Origin of the sequence: Quyinboa sediminis (assembly GCF_042219855.1) — a bacterium.
Lineage (GTDB): Bacteria > Bacteroidota > Bacteroidia > Bacteroidales > UBA5342 > JBHJHP01.
Window position 1 is genome coordinate 907,561 of sequence record NZ_JBHJHP010000001.1, and the last position, 15,664, is coordinate 923,224.

The following is a 15,664-nucleotide window of genomic DNA, read 5'->3' on the forward strand; positions in this document are numbered from 1 at the left end:
AATATCATGGAACAAAGTACATACAATATATTTCAACACTACTGGTTTTTTGTTGATGCCCTTTTAGGTGGATTACTCGTTTTTCTGCTATTTGTTCAGGGTGGTCAGACCTTTATACTAACGCTGGCCAAAAACAACCAGGAGAAAGCCCTAATTGCGAATTCACTGGGCCGTAAATGGGAATTTACATTTACAACTCTGGTTACATTCGGAGGTGCTTTTTTTGCTTCTTTCCCACTGTTTTACTCCACCAGTTTTGGCGGAGCCTACTGGGTTTGGATACTCATCCTGTTTGCCTTTATCATTCAGGCTATATCTTATGAATTCCGATCAAAACCAAATAATTTTCTGGGACAGAAAACCTTTGATATATTTCTGTTTTTAAATGGCACTCTGGGAACCATCTTACTGGGAACTGCGGTTGCAACACTTTTTACCGGTTCAGCTTTTACAATTACCGAAACCAAGTCGGTTATCTGGGAAGGTCCGCTCAGAGGAGTTGAAGCAGCTTTCAATATACACAACCTTTCCCTTGGTCTGGCAGTATTCTTCCTGGCCCGTATCAACGGTTTATTATATTTCATAAACTCCATCAGTGATGAAGCATTTATTGAAAGAACGCAAAAAAGGATTTTACCCAATACAATTGGTTTCCTGGTTACCTTTCTGACTTTCGTCATCTGGTTATTCCTCAGAGATGGTTATGCTGTGAATCCCGATACCGGTGAAGTATTTATGCAACCGTTCAAATATTTCAATAACATGATCCAGATGCCACTGGTCGGAATCGTCTTCCTTACAGGTGTTGTACTGGTTCTGTTTGGATTATTCAGGGTATTATTTACAGATAAAAAGAATGGTGCCATCTGGTTCACCGGAATAGGAACAGTGCTGGCTGTTGTTACACTGCTGCTCGATGCCGGATTTAACAATACCTCATTTTATCCGTCATATAGTTCGTTGCAGAGCTCGCTGACCATCCATAACGCATCATCCAGTCCGTTTACACTCAAAGCCATGTCAATCGTATCCATACTGGTCCCCTTTGTACTGGCTTATATCTGGTATGCATGGAGTGCCATGAATAAAGAGAAGATAACCACCAAAGAGCTGGAAAGCAAAGACGGAGGTCATGTTTATTAATTAACCTATTAAAACGAAATATTATGTTAACTGAAATATTCTGGTTTTTAACCTGGCCTGCGCTCATAGCAGTAACTTATTTTCTTACCACATGGTTGGTTAAAAAATACGAAGAAAAGACTGAAAAGTAGATAGTTCTCTAAGTATAAAATGCCCGTTATGCCGGATATACGCCGGATCTATAACTGATCCAGATCGTAGCGTAACCTGTCCAGCATAATGGGCATTTCATTTTGATCCACACCCTTTTCAATCAGTAAGGTCTTATCCACATTAAAGACTTTGATAAACTTCTCCATATCACCTTTAAACAGGTTTACACTTTGCTTATACATAGCTAAAGCACCCTGCCTGTCCTGTTTTACCCACATTACATGACCAAAATTCATATAATCATGCATATCCGCTTTGTCATCTGCAATTCTCTGATAGTATTTTAAGGCCTGATCCAGTTTCCCGGTAACGAATGAACACCAGGCTATCGGCTTCCAGACGCGCGTATTCTTTGTATCAAGGTATTCAACTCTGAAATAATACTTTAATGCTTCCCCGTATTTCTTCTGATCCAACAGACAATGTCCGATGGACAGCTGCACCCTCAGGTTTTCATCATCAATAACTTCAGCCTGACGGTAATACTCCAGTGCCTTATCCGGCATGCTCAGCTGTCTGTAGCAATAGGCAATCTTTTTAATGGTCCAAAGTTCCTGAGACCGGATCAGGTCAGCTTTAGTATAGAATTGCAGTGCTCCCTGATAATCTCCGGCAAGCTGCATGGAATAACCGGCCTTTTGCAGAATCTCAACATTTTCGGGATCATCCTGCAACAAAATCTCGAATACCTCCAGGGCCTCTACAAAATAGTTTTTGGCAAAGTAGTACTCACCTATATTACGCCACTTCTTTTTATCCTCAATAATTTTCTCAAAAAATGTCTTGTTATGAAAATCGAGGCGCCAGCTGAAAAGATCGCCAAAATCTCTTTTCTGAGGATGTAACTTCGCAAAGCGATATAAATCCTGAATATACTGGTTTGATATTTTTTCTGCATCGAGATCCGGTTTGATGACTGCATCGTCCTTATCGTTTTCATCAAACTGCCCCAGTTCAGCATTTAATGCCTTCGACATCATCTCTTTGTAGGATGAGGGAACCTGCTGAACACTAAGCACAAATGAATATTTATCTGAGTTGCACAAAAAGCGCGTATCTTTTAACGCAGATATAAAATCGGTTTTCAAGTCTTCACCGGCAGCTCTCACAAGATCAGGATGCTGAACCGAAAATGGAATAAACCAGTTGATCAGACGCTTAAAAAACGGAAAACTCTTGAGCATAGCAAAAGTGCTCATAAACACGTCAGCACCTTCCATCTGTAGCTCAGAAAACTCCTCAAGCTTATTGGTCAATCCCGGAACATCATCAAACATGTGTTGCCAGTCCGGGTTCTTATCTTCTGTTATATCGTCTTTCAGAAGATTATCCAGGTTAAGTTTATCCATGATATAGGGGTTCATTTTCACCATTTCAGGCAAAATCTCCTCCTGCATCTTTTTTGTTAGTTTTTCAGTTTCTTTGCTACGAATCAGCTGAATCACTATTTTTTCCACACTTTTAACAAAGCTTTTATCCTCACTTAAAAGCTCCAGACGATGGTTTATTTCAGGAAAAAACTGCAACCGCCCATCAAAAATATAGAGGACAATCAGCGCACCAAATATGGCTCTCTGTCTGATCTCATCGTTTTTATGAACCGAATAATCGAACAATAACTTAAGTTTCCCCGGATCAAAACAACGCATTGAACTCAGCGTTAAAGCTGAAATCATTAAGGATTTTCCAAATACAGGTCCGTTATCCAGAAGCATATAATCGCGAAAATGCCTTACGGTCTGTTCATTATAAAAATCCGACAGCCAGAAATAATTAAAGAAAAACTGCAGATCCTCAAGGTATTTTTCACCTTCCTGCGAATGATCTGCGGCAGATTCTACAAGTGCAGAAAGTTCCAGTTTATCATGAAAGCCTTGTAGTGATTCAAATTTATCGTTCACAATTTCTGCCTTGGGAATTGGAAACGACCGTTTCAGACTGAAGGGAAATGCCGGCGAATATTTCGTCAGCATTTGCTGTGTCACCTCATCCAGCAGACGAAAAGCTGAAGTAATTAAATCATGATAAATGGTATCCCGTTCCGGATCCTTAACACCGGCCACGGTGTATTTCAGCATAAATTTATAAGTGGTCTGGTATTGTTCCATTTTATCCTTAAGATCTACAGATTGCAGATCCTCAAGCATTTCGCTGATGATATCAAATGTATCTTTTAACAAACGCTCCCTGAGATAAGCCTCAGCTTTCCTGTTCAATTCAACTATCTTCTTCTCTTCCATTCTTATTTCCTTATAAAATAGGCTGTTGCCGTATAACTGCTGTTATCCATGGTATAACTGTAGTCCAAACGAAACTGATCCTTATCGCTGACCACACCATTACTGTTTTTTATTTCTATCACATCAACCTGTTGCGGATCAACAATCATCCTGCTCCCTTCTGTCCTGACCTGCAGCATGTAATTCCTTATGGTGGTTTCCGGATCATTAGCGGTATTTAAAAAGTTAGCAATCAACAGCCGACCGGCATTATTCGGATCAACCGATATGCTAACCTCATATGCATATCCGTCATAATAGCCACCAACTTCATTTACAATCCAGTTGCCTTCAAGTTCTGTGATATCCACAACTGTTTTTTCGCAGGATGTCATGACCAATGACATTATAAGTAGCAGGTATATTGCAATTTTATTCATAACAATCTTTTTATGTAAAGATACAAAGTTAATTATCCGCGCTTGCACATTTCAATAACTTCCAGATCCTTTATATTTTTTCCGTCAATCACAAAACGAATCAGTGTCCGTACCTGGTGAAATCCACTATTACCAGCTGCTCCCGGGTTGATATGCAGTAAGTTGAATTTATCGTCATACATCACCTTTAAAATATGAGAATGTCCGCTAATAAATAAATCCACCGGAGATTCAGTAAACATTGTTTTCATGCCTGACGCATATCTGCCAGGATAACCGCCGATATGTGTCATCAGCACATTAACGTCTTCGCATTTAAAGCGCAACACCTCAGGATATTTCTTGCGGTATTCCCAGCCATCAATATTTCCATGTACAGCACGAACCGGGGCGATGGACTCCAGATCGCTGATCACCTGCCATGAACCTATGTCGCCGGCATGCCATATTTCATCACATCCTTTAAAATTATCAAATACGTGGCTGTGTATCTGTCCGTGAGTATCGGAAATTAAACCTATCTTCTTCATTCATTGTAATTAACGAGTTCAGGTTGACAAATAGCATGCCATCAATTTTTTTTGTCGTAAATTGCATATTATTCCAAAAAAAAGTGAATATTTGTCATATGAAAAGATGCCACATATCCAACTGCTTCTCATATTATTTCTAAATATGTCTAATTAATAAATTCAACTACTCTTATTAAAAATGAAACGTTTGATTTTTGTGCGTCATGCTAAAGCAGAAACCTGGGATGGCGAAAAAAATGATTTCGACAGGCAACTAGCCTCCAGGGGACAAAATGATGCAGGTATAATGTCTACGGTATTGCTTAAAGCAAACCTGAGACCGGATCTGATTTATTCAAGTTCTGCTGACAGGGCCTTTCAAACAGCGCAGATTTTTGCAGAAAAGCTGAGCATCAGTCCCGGTAAGGTTAAAAAGAAAGATGACCTGTATGAAGATGTAACTACATCAGACATCCTTGAGATCATTTCAACCAGTATGGAGTCGATAAAAACACTGATGATCGTTGGTCATAATCCCTGGATATCTGATGTTGCGGGAACCATGTCGGACAGTTATGATGACATTATTCCTACCTGTGGTGTGGTGGTACTTGACTTTAAAGTAGACTACTGGGATGAAGTTTTACCGGGTAACGGTTCACTCAAACTCGATGATTATCCTAAAAATTACAGGTAGTTAAGCCATTATAATACTTTCTTTTATAAACTATTTGGTTATTTTTGCCGACGAAAATTAAAAATTTAAAATAAAAATGGCTACAACTTCAGACATACGAAACGGACTTTGTATGGATTTTAAAGGTGGACTATACACGGTAGTTCAGTTTCAGCATGTTAAACCCGGTAAAGGACCGGCTTTTGTAAGGACAAAACTAAAAAACGTAATTACAGGAAAGGTAATTGACAATACGTTTTCTGCCGGGCATAACATCAGCGAGGTAAGAATTGAAAGACGTTCATATCAGTATCTGTACAAAGACGATTTGGGATACAACTTTATGAACAATGAAACATTTGACCAGATTAGCATCAACGAAAACCAGATAGAACATCCTGGTTTTCTGAAAGAAGGGGAAAGTGTGGAAATCGTGTTTCATGCAGAAAATGACACACCACTCCTGGTTGATCTGCCACAGCACATCATCTGTGAAATCACCTATACAGAACCGGGAGTTAAAGGAGATACAGCAACCAATACTCTTAAACCGGCCACCATTGAAACCGGCGCAGAGGTCATGGTTCCGCTTTTCATTGAAATCGGTGAAAAAATAAAAATTGACACATCTACCGGTTCTTATGTAGAAAGAGCAAAATAGAAAATTAACATTAGTTGATGATATAAGCATTTAAAAGCACGTCGTTTGGCGTGCTTTTTTATTTAAGACCGTAAGAATCCATTCAATACTTCTAACATATTTAACTATATATTAATATTTAAATGAAATAATTTGTTATTTTTAACTTTTAATGTTACTTTTGTGTTATTGATTAACGCAATTCATACATTAACAGATGAAATATTTTATTTTTTTGTTAATTACACTGATCCTCTCAGGTTTTACATCCATTTCAGGACAAAACAATCCATACTTAACATTACCGGATTCTTCGGTCACATATATATACAATTTAAGCGGTGACTCCATACCTGCAACTAAAACCTACCGAAGTATAAAAGGCGACAAAACAACCGTAACCACTGTCGGATTTGAGGGGATTGACTGGAAGAATAAAACACAGGTCATATTTATCAGTGGAGTTTTATCATCCAAAGAATTCAGCTATTCATGGTCCGGCACAGCATGGCAACCTGAAACATTAATCACAAAACAATTCGATGATCAGTACATATCAGAAATATGCACCTATTTCAGTTCAGAGAAATCCAATGACTGGATACCTGATTCCAGAACTACTTACTTTCGTAACGTTAATTACGGTGTAGATTCTGTATATACGTATATCCTGAACTCAGACTCAACAGATCTTAATCTGACGTCAAAAGAATACAGAACAAACTGCTATGACCGGCCGATCCAGTCAGTTCAATACACCAAAGACAAAAACAATACCTGGATCATTACAGGCAAAACTGAATATAAGTATTCAGAAGAAGATCATGATGAAACTGCCACACATTACAGTTTCTCAACAGATTTCACACCTGAAAAGAAAGTCTACACCGATTACGACAATACCGGAGAACCTGCATTCCGACAGGAATTCAGCTGGCAACCGGATAAGAAGAACTGGAGCGGCGCAAAGCTATTTGTGAGAAAAGCACCAAACCGGTTTTTAAGCGAGTTAACCCAATACCGGTTTGACGGTCAAACCTGGATCGAAGCTTCAAAGACAGTCCGTCATATGGATTCCGGTATGCATGTTTCCGTTATCGAGAATTTAGTATGGACAGATTCCTTAACCTTATGGACCATGAACACCAAAACCTTTAATGAACAGACTACACGCACAATCACTAAAAATAACACTGTAATGGATGAACAAGTCTACCTAGCTGACCGGAGTATCATCATTCAGAATGAAAAGTACTCACAATCAAGTTATTCATTGTATTCATTGGGTGGTTTACTTCTGCAAAGAGGGACCATAGCACAAAACCATATTGATATTGATCCGAAAATTCAGGAACAGACCCTGGTTTTAATCCTGATGTGTCATTCGGCAATATTTTCAAAGAAACTACACTTCATGCAATAACTCAGAGATTTTAGGAAAAAGAAAGATGCTCCTGTCTTTGGAGCATCTTTTTTCTTATATTCGTAAATCTATTTAACCACTGTTTTGAATACTAGCAAGTTAATAGCATTCTGCCTGTTTCTGTCCACAAGCTTAGTGGCACAGGATCTGGTTATTCTGCATACCAATGATCTGCATTCAAGACTGAATGGTTTTTCACCGGAATCTGAATATACACCACTGAGTATAAATGATGATCCGACTATTGGTGGTTTTTCACGCATAGCAAGTGTAATCCGGAATGAACACAACACATACGGAGAAAAAGTTTTAACCGTTGATGCCGGAGATTTCCTTATGGGCACTCTTTTTCATAACCTTGAACCGACAACAGGTTTTCAGTTGTCACTGATGAAAAAGATGGGTTATGATGTGGTTGCTTTGGGTAATCATGAATTTGATTTTGGTCCGGAGACGCTGTCAGAAATCATAGGCAAAAGTCTTAAAAACGGACCGATTCCAGCGCTTACCCTATCCAATATTCATTTCAGTCAAACATCTGAAAAGGATAATTCACTGGAACATTTCTACCAGAACGGCACCTTATCGCGCCATAGAATTATAGAAAAGAACGGCATAAAAATTGGCATCTTTTCTTTACTGGGTAAGGATGCACAACAGTCTGCAGGCGGAGCATATCCTGTGACGTTTAAAAATTATATCAGATGTGCACGAAAGGAAGTGAAGCTTCTGAAAGAAAAAAATGTTGATTTTATCATTGCCCTCTCCCATTCCGGTGTTGAACAGGATAATTCAGGCAACTGGACAGGTGAAGATGTGGTTCTGGCCCAAAAGGTCCCGGAAATAAACCTGATCATCAGCGGACACAGCCATACAAATCTAAAGGAGCCAATTGTTGTTAACGGCACCGGTATTGCGCAGGTTGGTTCATTCGGATCAACCGTAGGTAAAATTGAAGTTTATAATATCAGGACAAATCCGTCGTGTAAATTCACACAGATTGAAATAAACGACGGTATTAAGGGAGACAAAGACATACAGCTGGCTATCAACGCCCAGGAAGAACGGATTAAAAAAACCATCCTTACTCCCCTGGGATTGCACTACCACCAGGAAATTTTTGAAACAGATTTCCCTCTTGTGCTTGACAAAGCAAATAATCCGGAAGAAGGAAATCTCGGCCCTTTCATCGCCGATGCCATACTAAATGAGACCAACCTCCTGAAAGGAGGAAATACGCATATTGCATTAATTCCAGCAGGCATGATTAGAGGCAATATTTTACCCGGAAACAAGGGACTCCTTACAACTGCCGATCTCTTCAGCATGCTATCGCTGGGCATCGGCAATGATTCCGTACCTGGCTATCCGCTGGCGAGGGTCTTTTTAAACGGGAAAGAGCTTAAACGCATCATGGAAGTATTGCTGATTGCTTATCAGTCCGGAGCATCGAGATATATGTATTATTCCGGTTTGAGAGCGACTTATAATCCTGAGAAATTCTACCTGAGACAAATACAGACACTGGAGGTGCGAAATGATAAAGGAATTTTTGAGACGGTCAATCTCAACGATGATAAAAAACTCTACGGCCTGGTGGGTAATTCTTACCTGCTTAGTTTCGTGAATATGGTCAAAAAGATGAGCATGGGCGTGATTCAGATTACCCCGAAAAATATCGATGGCACACCCATTGACCAGATGTATAAAGCTGTTATTGATTTTGATCCTGAGAGTCCCGGAATCCAGGAAGGAAAAGAATGGATTTCTGTGATTCACTTCAGCGAGACCTTTTCTGATATTGACAACAACGGAGTTCCCAATATCCCCATCACCTACAAGGAAAAAATCAATCCGCTGTATACTATTGAGTCCCTTCCCGGCCGACAAACAATCGTGGAAAAATAAATGAACCGCAGATATTATTTTTCAGCCTGTCTGGCCTTATATTCTTTCTCAAGCACTTCACCAACATAATCCGGAATTATAGTCTGCTCCTCAATTGGCGGCCTGATATATGATTTGTTCTGCTGTTTTGGTGGAAGTGTCAGTTCCTCGTACTCAATTTTTTTATACGGAACCATTGTCAGAAGATGGTGAATACAGTTCAACCTTGCCCGTCTTTTACTGTCCGACGGGATCACAAACCAGGGCGCCTGTTTAATGTCGGTATAATCCATCATTTTATCTTTGGCCATGGAATATTCCACCCAATGCTTACGGGATTCAAAGTCCATTTTACTGACTTTCCATCGTTTGGTTGGATCCTTAATGCGGGCCTGAAAGCGCTTTTCCTGTTCTTCATCACTCACTGAAAACCAGTACTTAATAAGGATAATACCGGAACGCACCAGCATTTTTTCAAATTCAGGACAGCTGCGTAAAAATTCCTGGTATTCATCATCGGTACAAAACCCCATAACACGTTCCACTCCGGCGCGGTTATACCAGCTGCGATCAAACAAAACCATCTCACCTTTTGCCGGCAGATGCGGCACATAACGCTGAAAATACCATTGTGTTTTTTCCCTTTCGGTTGGGATCCCAAGGGCCACCACGCGACATACCCTCGGATTGAGTTTTTCAGTGATCCGTTTAATGGCACCTCCCTTACCTGCAGCATCGCGCCCTTCGAATATCACCACAATCTTCAGTCCCTCCTGTTTTACCCATTCCTGAAGTTTTACCAGTTCAACCTGCATCTTAGCCAGTTCACGGTCATAAATTTTGTGCGTAAGTTTTAATCCGGATTTCATGATACAGCAATTTGAGATGTAAGTATTTGTGTGTTATACAAATATACACCAATTATACCAGCATGTAAAGCAGAATGTTTTACCGCTGAAAGCCTTAACGAACTGAAAATTATTTTCTAAGTATTGTTTTTAATGCTTCCTCCACCCTTCCGGCTTCATAAACTTCGATACCGGACTTTTTCATGGACACATTTTTCAGGTTTCCCTTAGGAATAATAATTTTGGTAAATCCCAGTTTTTCTGCTTCCAGAATGCGTTGTTCAATGCGGCCAACAGGACGTATTTCGCCGGAAAGGCCTATTTCACCGGTAAGACACACATCAGGCTGAATTACCATATCGATATTGGAAGATACGATAGCAGCCAGTATAGCCAGATCAATGGCCGGATCAGCCACTTTTAGGCCACCCGCAATATTCAGGAACACATCCTTGACTGCCAGTTTAAACCCCACCCGCTTCTCCATGACAGCCAGCAGCATGTTCAATCGACGTGTATCAAAGCCAGTGGCCGAACGTTGTGGTGTACCATAAGCTGCCGTACTCACCAGGCCCTGAACCTCAATAAGCAGTGGCCGGATTCCTTCAACTGCAGCCGCAATAGCCACACCACTCAACCCTTTGTGTTCATTCATCAACAAAAACTCAGAAGGATTTTCCACCTCACGCAAACCGGTATGCTGCATTTCATAAATCCCTAATTCAGATGTACTGCCAAACCGGTTTTTAACTGAACGCAGAATCCTGTACATGTGATTTCGGTCCCCTTCAAACTGCAATACGGTATCCACAATATGCTCCAGAACCTTCGGTCCGGCCAGACTTCCCTCCTTATTAATATGTCCGATAAGAAACACCGGCAGATTCTGTTCCTTACTGTATCTGAGTAACATAGAGGCACACTCCCTTACCTGCGTTACACTTCCGGGAGATGATTCCACCCGTTCTGTCGAAATGGTTTGAATGGAATCGATGATAAGCACATCCGGCTGCACATTTTTGATATGCGTGATGGCTTTTTCAAGCGAAGTTTCGCTCACCACATAGCAGTTCTCTGTTCCACCTTTCAGTCGCTGTGCCCTTAATTTCAGTTGCTGAGCTGACTCTTCGCCGGATACATACAGTATTTTTTTATTCGGAATGTTCAACGCTACCTGTAATACCAGGGTTGACTTGCCTATTCCCGGTTCACCACCAATAAGCACCATAGATCCGGGAACGAGACCACCTCCCAGCACCCGGTTCAGCTCGCTGCTCCCTGTATCAATACGGGGTGCATCTTCTGCCCTGATATCACCGATAAGCAAAGGTTTTGAATTAGACTCCACCAGCCCGGCATGCGTACTACCGGCGCTTTTTGTCACAATCTCTTCCACATAGGTATTCCATTGTCCGCAGGACGGACACTTCCCGATCCATTTCGGTGAATCCACTCCACAATTCTGGCAGACATATACGGTTTTGGTTTTGGCCATCTTAAAATGCTTTTTTTATGCGGTCAATGAGTGTTGTGGTAGAAAATCCTTCCACAAGATCCACAGTTATCACATCTCCGCCTTTGTCCATTACGACATCATATCCGGCAATGTCTTCCGGTCTGTAATCTTTCCCTTTTACCAGTATATCAGGTTGTAAAAGTTTAATCAGTTCATAGGGGGTATCTTCATCAAATATCACCACAAGATCGATAAAACCGAATCCTGCGAGGAGAAATGCCCTGCTTTTCTCATCCACCACAGGCCGTCCTTCACCTTTTAGCCGGCTAACCGAAGCATCGCTGTTTAAGCCCAGAACCAGCCGGTCGCCCAGATTACGGGCCCGGGCCAGGTAATCCACATGACCTTTATGCACCAGATCGAAACAACCGTTGGAAAAAACCACCTTCAGCCCCTGCTTTTCCCATTCTTTTACAGTTTGTCCGGCCTGATCCCAATCCTGTATTTTAGAAACGATCTGTTCAGTCTGGTTCATACAGTATATTTTTGAAGAATTATTATAACAACAGGTAAAGATAAAAAAACCGTTCCTTTTGGGAACGGTTCTCACTATAATTATGTACTATAAATTTCTAATCGATAAGTTTGTTGGTTGCTGTGTCAGGAAAAACAAAAACCGGTTCATGCGCTTTTGCCTCTTCGTAAGGCATGGATGCATAGGTAATAATTATCACCACATCGCCCACAGCTACCTTTCTGGCAGCGGCGCCATTCAAACATATCTCACCGGAACCGCGTTCTCCCTTAATCACATAGGTTTCGAACCGTTCACCGTTCGTGTTATTCACCACCTGTACCTTTTCGTGTGTAAGGATGTTTGCAGCATCCATCAAATCTTCATCTATTGTAATGCTTCCAATGTAGTTCAGGTTTGCACCTGTAACAGATACATTGTGCAATTTTGATTTTACTACTTCGACATTCATTCCCATACCGCAAAGTTAATAGATAATATTATCAATTAAACGAATTTTGCCTGCAAAAACTGCAACACAGCCGATCAGCTGCTCATGACCATGCCATGAAGCGACGGGTTGCAGGTTATTTACATCTGATATTTCAAAATACTCCACTTCCAGTTCCGGATCATCGTTAATATAGTCCACGACCCATTTTTTAACGGAATCAATGTCCGTTGTCCTGGCCAGTTGACGGGATTTAAACAATGCCTGCGAGATCCGGACAGCACTGTTTCGTTGTTCTGCTGTCAGTCTCACATTTCTTGAACTCATGGCGAGTCCGTCATCTTCACGCATGATAGCGCAGGGGACGATCTCCACCTTGTAGTTGTATTCACGCACCATAGCTTTTATGATGGTAAGTTGCTGAAAATCCTTTTCACCGAAATAGGCTTTGTCAGGTTGAACTGCATCAAACAACTTGCTTACAATCTGAGCCACACCATTAAAATGACCCGGCCGGTGAGCCCCTTCCATGACGCTCTCCAATGGACCGAAGTTGAAATTCCGCGTATCCGGTTCAGGATACATCTCTTCAGCTTCGGGATTAAAAACCAGATCCACCCCTAAAGGTTCAAGCAACTTCAGATCGTTTTCCAAAGTTCGGGGGTATTTCTTTAAATCTTCAGGATTGTTAAACTGAGTCGGGTTTACAAAAATGCTGACTACTGTAAAACCGCAATCGTTTAAGCTACATTCAACCAATGATAAATGTCCCTTATGTAAAGCCCCCATGGTAGGTACAAAACCTACACTCTTGCCGGCGCGTACAGCGCCATCAATAACGGAACGCAGTTCCCTTACCGTTTTTACTAATTTCATGTTCCAAAATATCGCTGCAAAGTAACAAAATTATATAATTACTCTAAAGCAATAAATGTGATATTCTGTTAAACGTTTGTTTATAACACTATTGTTCAATAAGTTACATTCAATTAACAACAATTAAAAATAATTAATTATTAATTAAATTTAAACTAAGTAATAACATAAACTTAAATGTCTTCAATAAGCATTATGATTTTACGTTTGTTAATGTATTATAACTAATTTTGCAAGATAATTTTTCTGAAAAAATGGCGAATGCTAGTCGTAAGCAAGTCAGAAGAGGGTGGGCACTTTGGATAATTGACCTGTTAATACTGGTCGTTGCATTCCTCTTTATTGCTAAACTGAAACCCGCTACGGTACGGATATATCTTCCAAGATATTCCGATCCGTTTTATGTCTTTCTGGGCATCTGGAGTGTCGTCTCGTTTATTACCGGTAAATATTTTCTGATCCGGAAACTGCGCCGCAAGGATTACCTGGTCATGATTCTTTTATCGAACGCGGCCATCACCGGAATTGTATCTTTTGCCATTTATTTTCTGGGTTACTATAACTTCAGCCGATTAATTGTTTACGGGACGATCGGTATGGCTACGCTTCTGGAACTGGGGTTTGCTGGCGTATTTACCTACTATTTAAAACTGAACCGAAAAGGTTTCTATTACGAGGGTGAACCTGAAGGCCGGCTCCTTGAGCCAATAAAAAGCCGGAAGGAACGCAAACGATTAAAAGAAGAAGCCCGCGAAAAAGAGATTGATGTTGATACCGAGCTTGATGAGACGCTGATAGAAGCTTCATCGCAGGAGGTCCATGATTTTATTGTTAAGTATGTGGACCTTAATTCACCTAAAACAATTCTCTTCTCCACCACCACACTTTTTAACATACAAAAACTGAAACGCAATCACGCTGAAGCCATTATCAACCTTAAACGAATCAACGATGTAAGACATCTGAATACCTTTTTCAGAACGGTTAATGAACGCCTTGTTGAAGGGGGAACATACATACTGAATGCAGAAACAGCCGAGGAAAGAAGAAAACGCCTCCTCGTAAAATTTCCACCGGTATTCAATTATATCTACCTCTGGCTGGACTATCTTCTGAAGCGTGTTGCACCGAAAATAAAAGCAACGCGTTGGCTCTATTTTCTAATTACAAGGGGAAATAACCGTGTACTAACACATGTGGAAATACTTGGACGTCTTTATTACAGCGGTTTTGAGCTGATCAGGGAAAAAGAGATTGAAGGCCGTTCCTATCTCATTATGAATAAAAAAGGAGCGCCCAAAAACAACTCCAATCCATCGTACGGTCCGCTGATACGCCTGCGCAGGCAGGGAAAAGACGGTAAAACTATTGGGGTATATAAATTCAGGACCATGTATCCCTACTCCGAATTTTTACAGGAATACATATTTAACCTGAATAACCTTCAGGAAGGTGGCAAGATAAAAGATGATTTTCGTGTGAGCCCGATGGGTAAATTTTTACGTAAAGTATGGCTGGATGAATTTCCGATGATCCTGAACCTGCTGAAAGGGCAGTTAAAAATTGTGGGTGTAAGGCCGCTTAGCTCGCACTATTTCAGCCTGTATTCTGATGAGCTGAAAGAAAAACGCACAAGGGTGAAACCGGGATTGATTCCACCTTTTTATGCCGATATGCCGGAGACCCTGGAAGAAATCCAACAATCTGAACTACGGTATATCGAAGCCTATCAGAAATCACCGCTTAAAACGGACTGGAGTTATTTCTGGAAAGCCGTGGAAAATATTGTATTGAACAGGGCAAGATCAGCTTAGTCAATTACGAATTAGGAATTACGGATTTCTGATCCTTTGCATAAAACATCGAATTACGAAGGAATTAAGAATATTTACCACCATATTCAATGGCCGACAAGAACAACAACCGGAAATTGCTTTATACTGCGCGGCCATGATTTACATTTCATATATATTTTCTACCATACTTACGCTCCTACGGAGCTTTGTCTGCGAAAATCAGCGCAAACATCAGCGTACATCTGCGAGAAACTTTTTTAGATCGTTAGCCGTGAATCGTTAATCCGATACATTCCGGTTTGATACTGGCCCACTGAGTAATCTGGAACTGGTAATTTGCTCAATAAAAAAGCCTCGGAGAGGCGAAAGTATGGTAGCACAAAACCATCAGAATTAAAACAGAGGGCCGTAGGTCCCGACAGAGATAGAATTTCGTTGCATTAATCCGCCTTGTACAATGGCCGACAAGAGCAACATCCGGAAATTGCTTTATTCTGCGCGGCCATTCTTTTCATTTCATACGTATTTTTCTACCAATCTTACGCTCCTCCGGAGCTTTGTCTGCGAAAATCAGCGCAAACATCAGTGTACATCTGCGAGAAACTTTTTTAGATCGTTAGCAGTGAATCG

The 15,664-nt window shown here is 40.8% G+C and carries 14 protein-coding genes; 6 read left to right on the forward strand and 8 right to left on the reverse strand.

Features of this window, described 5'->3' with window-relative positions; all coding sequences use genetic code 11:
* Window positions 1-6 precede the first annotated feature (6 nt).
* On the forward strand, window positions 7-1,143 hold the full coding sequence (gene cydB, locus ACE1EF_RS03815; protein ID WP_375719290.1) for a cytochrome d ubiquinol oxidase subunit II: 1,137 nt from the start codon (window positions 7-9) through the stop codon (window positions 1,141-1,143).
* A gap of 179 nt (window positions 1,144-1,322) precedes the next feature.
* Here cydB and ACE1EF_RS03820 read toward each other — a convergent pair whose 3' ends face one another.
* The 3 genes from ACE1EF_RS03820 to ACE1EF_RS03830 are packed head-to-tail and all read right to left on the reverse strand — an operon-like array spanning window position 1,323 to window position 4,485.
* Window positions 1,323-3,536 (reverse strand): tetratricopeptide repeat protein, encoded by a 2,214-nt coding sequence (locus ACE1EF_RS03820; RefSeq protein ID WP_375719291.1) that lies wholly within the window; start codon window positions 3,534-3,536, stop codon window positions 1,323-1,325.
* Window positions 3,537-3,538: 2 nt separating this feature from the next.
* Window positions 3,539-3,955: a hypothetical protein gene (locus ACE1EF_RS03825; RefSeq protein ID WP_375719292.1), complete on the reverse strand. Its 417-nt coding sequence runs from the start codon at window positions 3,953-3,955 to the stop codon at window positions 3,539-3,541.
* 32 nt (window positions 3,956-3,987) lie between these two features.
* Window positions 3,988-4,485 carry a metallophosphoesterase family protein gene (locus ACE1EF_RS03830; RefSeq protein WP_375719293.1) on the reverse strand — a complete coding sequence of 166 codons (498 nt, stop codon included), beginning with the start codon at window positions 4,483-4,485 and terminating at the stop codon, window positions 3,988-3,990.
* 181 nt (window positions 4,486-4,666) lie between these two features.
* Between ACE1EF_RS03830 and ACE1EF_RS03835 the strand changes: the two genes are divergently transcribed.
* From ACE1EF_RS03835 to ACE1EF_RS03850, 4 genes are all read left to right on the forward strand, one after another.
* The gene (locus tag ACE1EF_RS03835) at window positions 4,667-5,164 is read left to right on the forward strand and encodes a SixA phosphatase family protein (protein ID WP_375719294.1); all 498 of its coding nucleotides are present in this window, start codon (window positions 4,667-4,669) and stop codon (window positions 5,162-5,164) included.
* Between the two features lie 76 nt (window positions 5,165-5,240).
* A complete protein-coding gene (gene efp, locus ACE1EF_RS03840; protein ID WP_375719295.1) occupies window positions 5,241-5,804 on the forward strand; it encodes an elongation factor P in 564 nt (187 codons plus the stop codon).
* A 196-nt stretch (window positions 5,805-6,000) separates the two neighbouring features.
* Window positions 6,001-7,206: a hypothetical protein gene (locus tag ACE1EF_RS03845; RefSeq protein WP_375719296.1), complete on the forward strand. Its 1,206-nt coding sequence runs from the start codon at window positions 6,001-6,003 to the stop codon at window positions 7,204-7,206.
* Window positions 7,207-7,290: 84 nt separating this feature from the next.
* A complete protein-coding gene (locus ACE1EF_RS03850) occupies window positions 7,291-9,114 on the forward strand; it encodes a bifunctional metallophosphatase/5'-nucleotidase (RefSeq protein ID WP_375719297.1) in 1,824 nt (607 codons plus the stop codon).
* 14 nt (window positions 9,115-9,128) lie between these two features.
* Here the strand turns inward: ACE1EF_RS03850 and ppk2 are convergent, their stop codons facing one another.
* The 5 genes from ppk2 to panC form a co-directional block, all read right to left on the reverse strand.
* Window positions 9,129-9,962 carry a polyphosphate kinase 2 gene (gene ppk2, locus ACE1EF_RS03855; RefSeq protein ID WP_375719298.1) on the reverse strand — a complete coding sequence of 278 codons (834 nt, stop codon included), beginning with the start codon at window positions 9,960-9,962 and terminating at the stop codon, window positions 9,129-9,131.
* Window positions 9,963-10,071: 109 nt separating this feature from the next.
* The gene (radA, locus tag ACE1EF_RS03860; protein WP_375719299.1) at window positions 10,072-11,436 is read right to left on the reverse strand and encodes a DNA repair protein RadA; all 1,365 of its coding nucleotides are present in this window, start codon (window positions 11,434-11,436) and stop codon (window positions 10,072-10,074) included.
* 1 nt (window position 11,437) lies between these two features.
* Entirely contained in the window at window positions 11,438-11,932 is a 495-nt protein-coding gene (gene rfaE2 / locus ACE1EF_RS03865; protein ID WP_375719300.1) for a D-glycero-beta-D-manno-heptose 1-phosphate adenylyltransferase, read from the reverse strand.
* 97 nt (window positions 11,933-12,029) lie between these two features.
* Entirely contained in the window at window positions 12,030-12,383 is a 354-nt protein-coding gene (panD, locus tag ACE1EF_RS03870) for an aspartate 1-decarboxylase (protein ID WP_375719301.1), read from the reverse strand.
* 15 nt (window positions 12,384-12,398) lie between these two features.
* Window positions 12,399-13,238 carry a pantoate--beta-alanine ligase gene (gene panC / locus ACE1EF_RS03875; protein WP_375719302.1) on the reverse strand — a complete coding sequence of 280 codons (840 nt, stop codon included), beginning with the start codon at window positions 13,236-13,238 and terminating at the stop codon, window positions 12,399-12,401.
* A 254-nt stretch (window positions 13,239-13,492) separates the two neighbouring features.
* Between panC and ACE1EF_RS03880 the strand changes: the two genes are divergently transcribed.
* A complete protein-coding gene (locus tag ACE1EF_RS03880) occupies window positions 13,493-15,052 on the forward strand; it encodes a sugar transferase (RefSeq protein ID WP_375719303.1) in 1,560 nt (519 codons plus the stop codon).
* Window positions 15,053-15,664 lie beyond the last annotated feature (612 nt).

What these genes read in the sequence shown, in the direction of transcription:
- cydB (WP_375719290.1), top strand. Translation starts at nt 7, where the DNA reads ATGGAACAAAGTACATACAATATATTTCAACACTACTGGTTTTTTGTT.
- ACE1EF_RS03820 (WP_375719291.1), bottom strand. Translation starts at nt 3,536, where the DNA reads ATGGAAGAGAAGAAGATAGTTGAATTGAACAGGAAAGCTGAGGCTTAT.
- ACE1EF_RS03825 (WP_375719292.1), bottom strand. Translation starts at nt 3,955, where the DNA reads ATGAATAAAATTGCAATATACCTGCTACTTATAATGTCATTGGTCATG.
- ACE1EF_RS03830 (WP_375719293.1), bottom strand. Translation starts at nt 4,485, where the DNA reads ATGAAGAAGATAGGTTTAATTTCCGATACTCACGGACAGATACACAGC.
- ACE1EF_RS03835 (WP_375719294.1), top strand. Translation starts at nt 4,667, where the DNA reads ATGAAACGTTTGATTTTTGTGCGTCATGCTAAAGCAGAAACCTGGGAT.
- efp (WP_375719295.1), top strand. Translation starts at nt 5,241, where the DNA reads ATGGCTACAACTTCAGACATACGAAACGGACTTTGTATGGATTTTAAA.
- ACE1EF_RS03845 (WP_375719296.1), top strand. Translation starts at nt 6,001, where the DNA reads ATGAAATATTTTATTTTTTTGTTAATTACACTGATCCTCTCAGGTTTT.
- ppk2 (WP_375719298.1), bottom strand. Translation starts at nt 9,962, where the DNA reads ATGAAATCCGGATTAAAACTTACGCACAAAATTTATGACCGTGAACTG.
- radA (WP_375719299.1), bottom strand. Translation starts at nt 11,436, where the DNA reads ATGGCCAAAACCAAAACCGTATATGTCTGCCAGAATTGTGGAGTGGAT.
- rfaE2 (WP_375719300.1), bottom strand. Translation starts at nt 11,932, where the DNA reads ATGAACCAGACTGAACAGATCGTTTCTAAAATACAGGATTGGGATCAG.
- panD (WP_375719301.1), bottom strand. Translation starts at nt 12,383, where the DNA reads ATGAATGTCGAAGTAGTAAAATCAAAATTGCACAATGTATCTGTTACA.
- panC (WP_375719302.1), bottom strand. Translation starts at nt 13,238, where the DNA reads ATGAAATTAGTAAAAACGGTAAGGGAACTGCGTTCCGTTATTGATGGC.
- ACE1EF_RS03880 (WP_375719303.1), top strand. Translation starts at nt 13,493, where the DNA reads ATGGCGAATGCTAGTCGTAAGCAAGTCAGAAGAGGGTGGGCACTTTGG.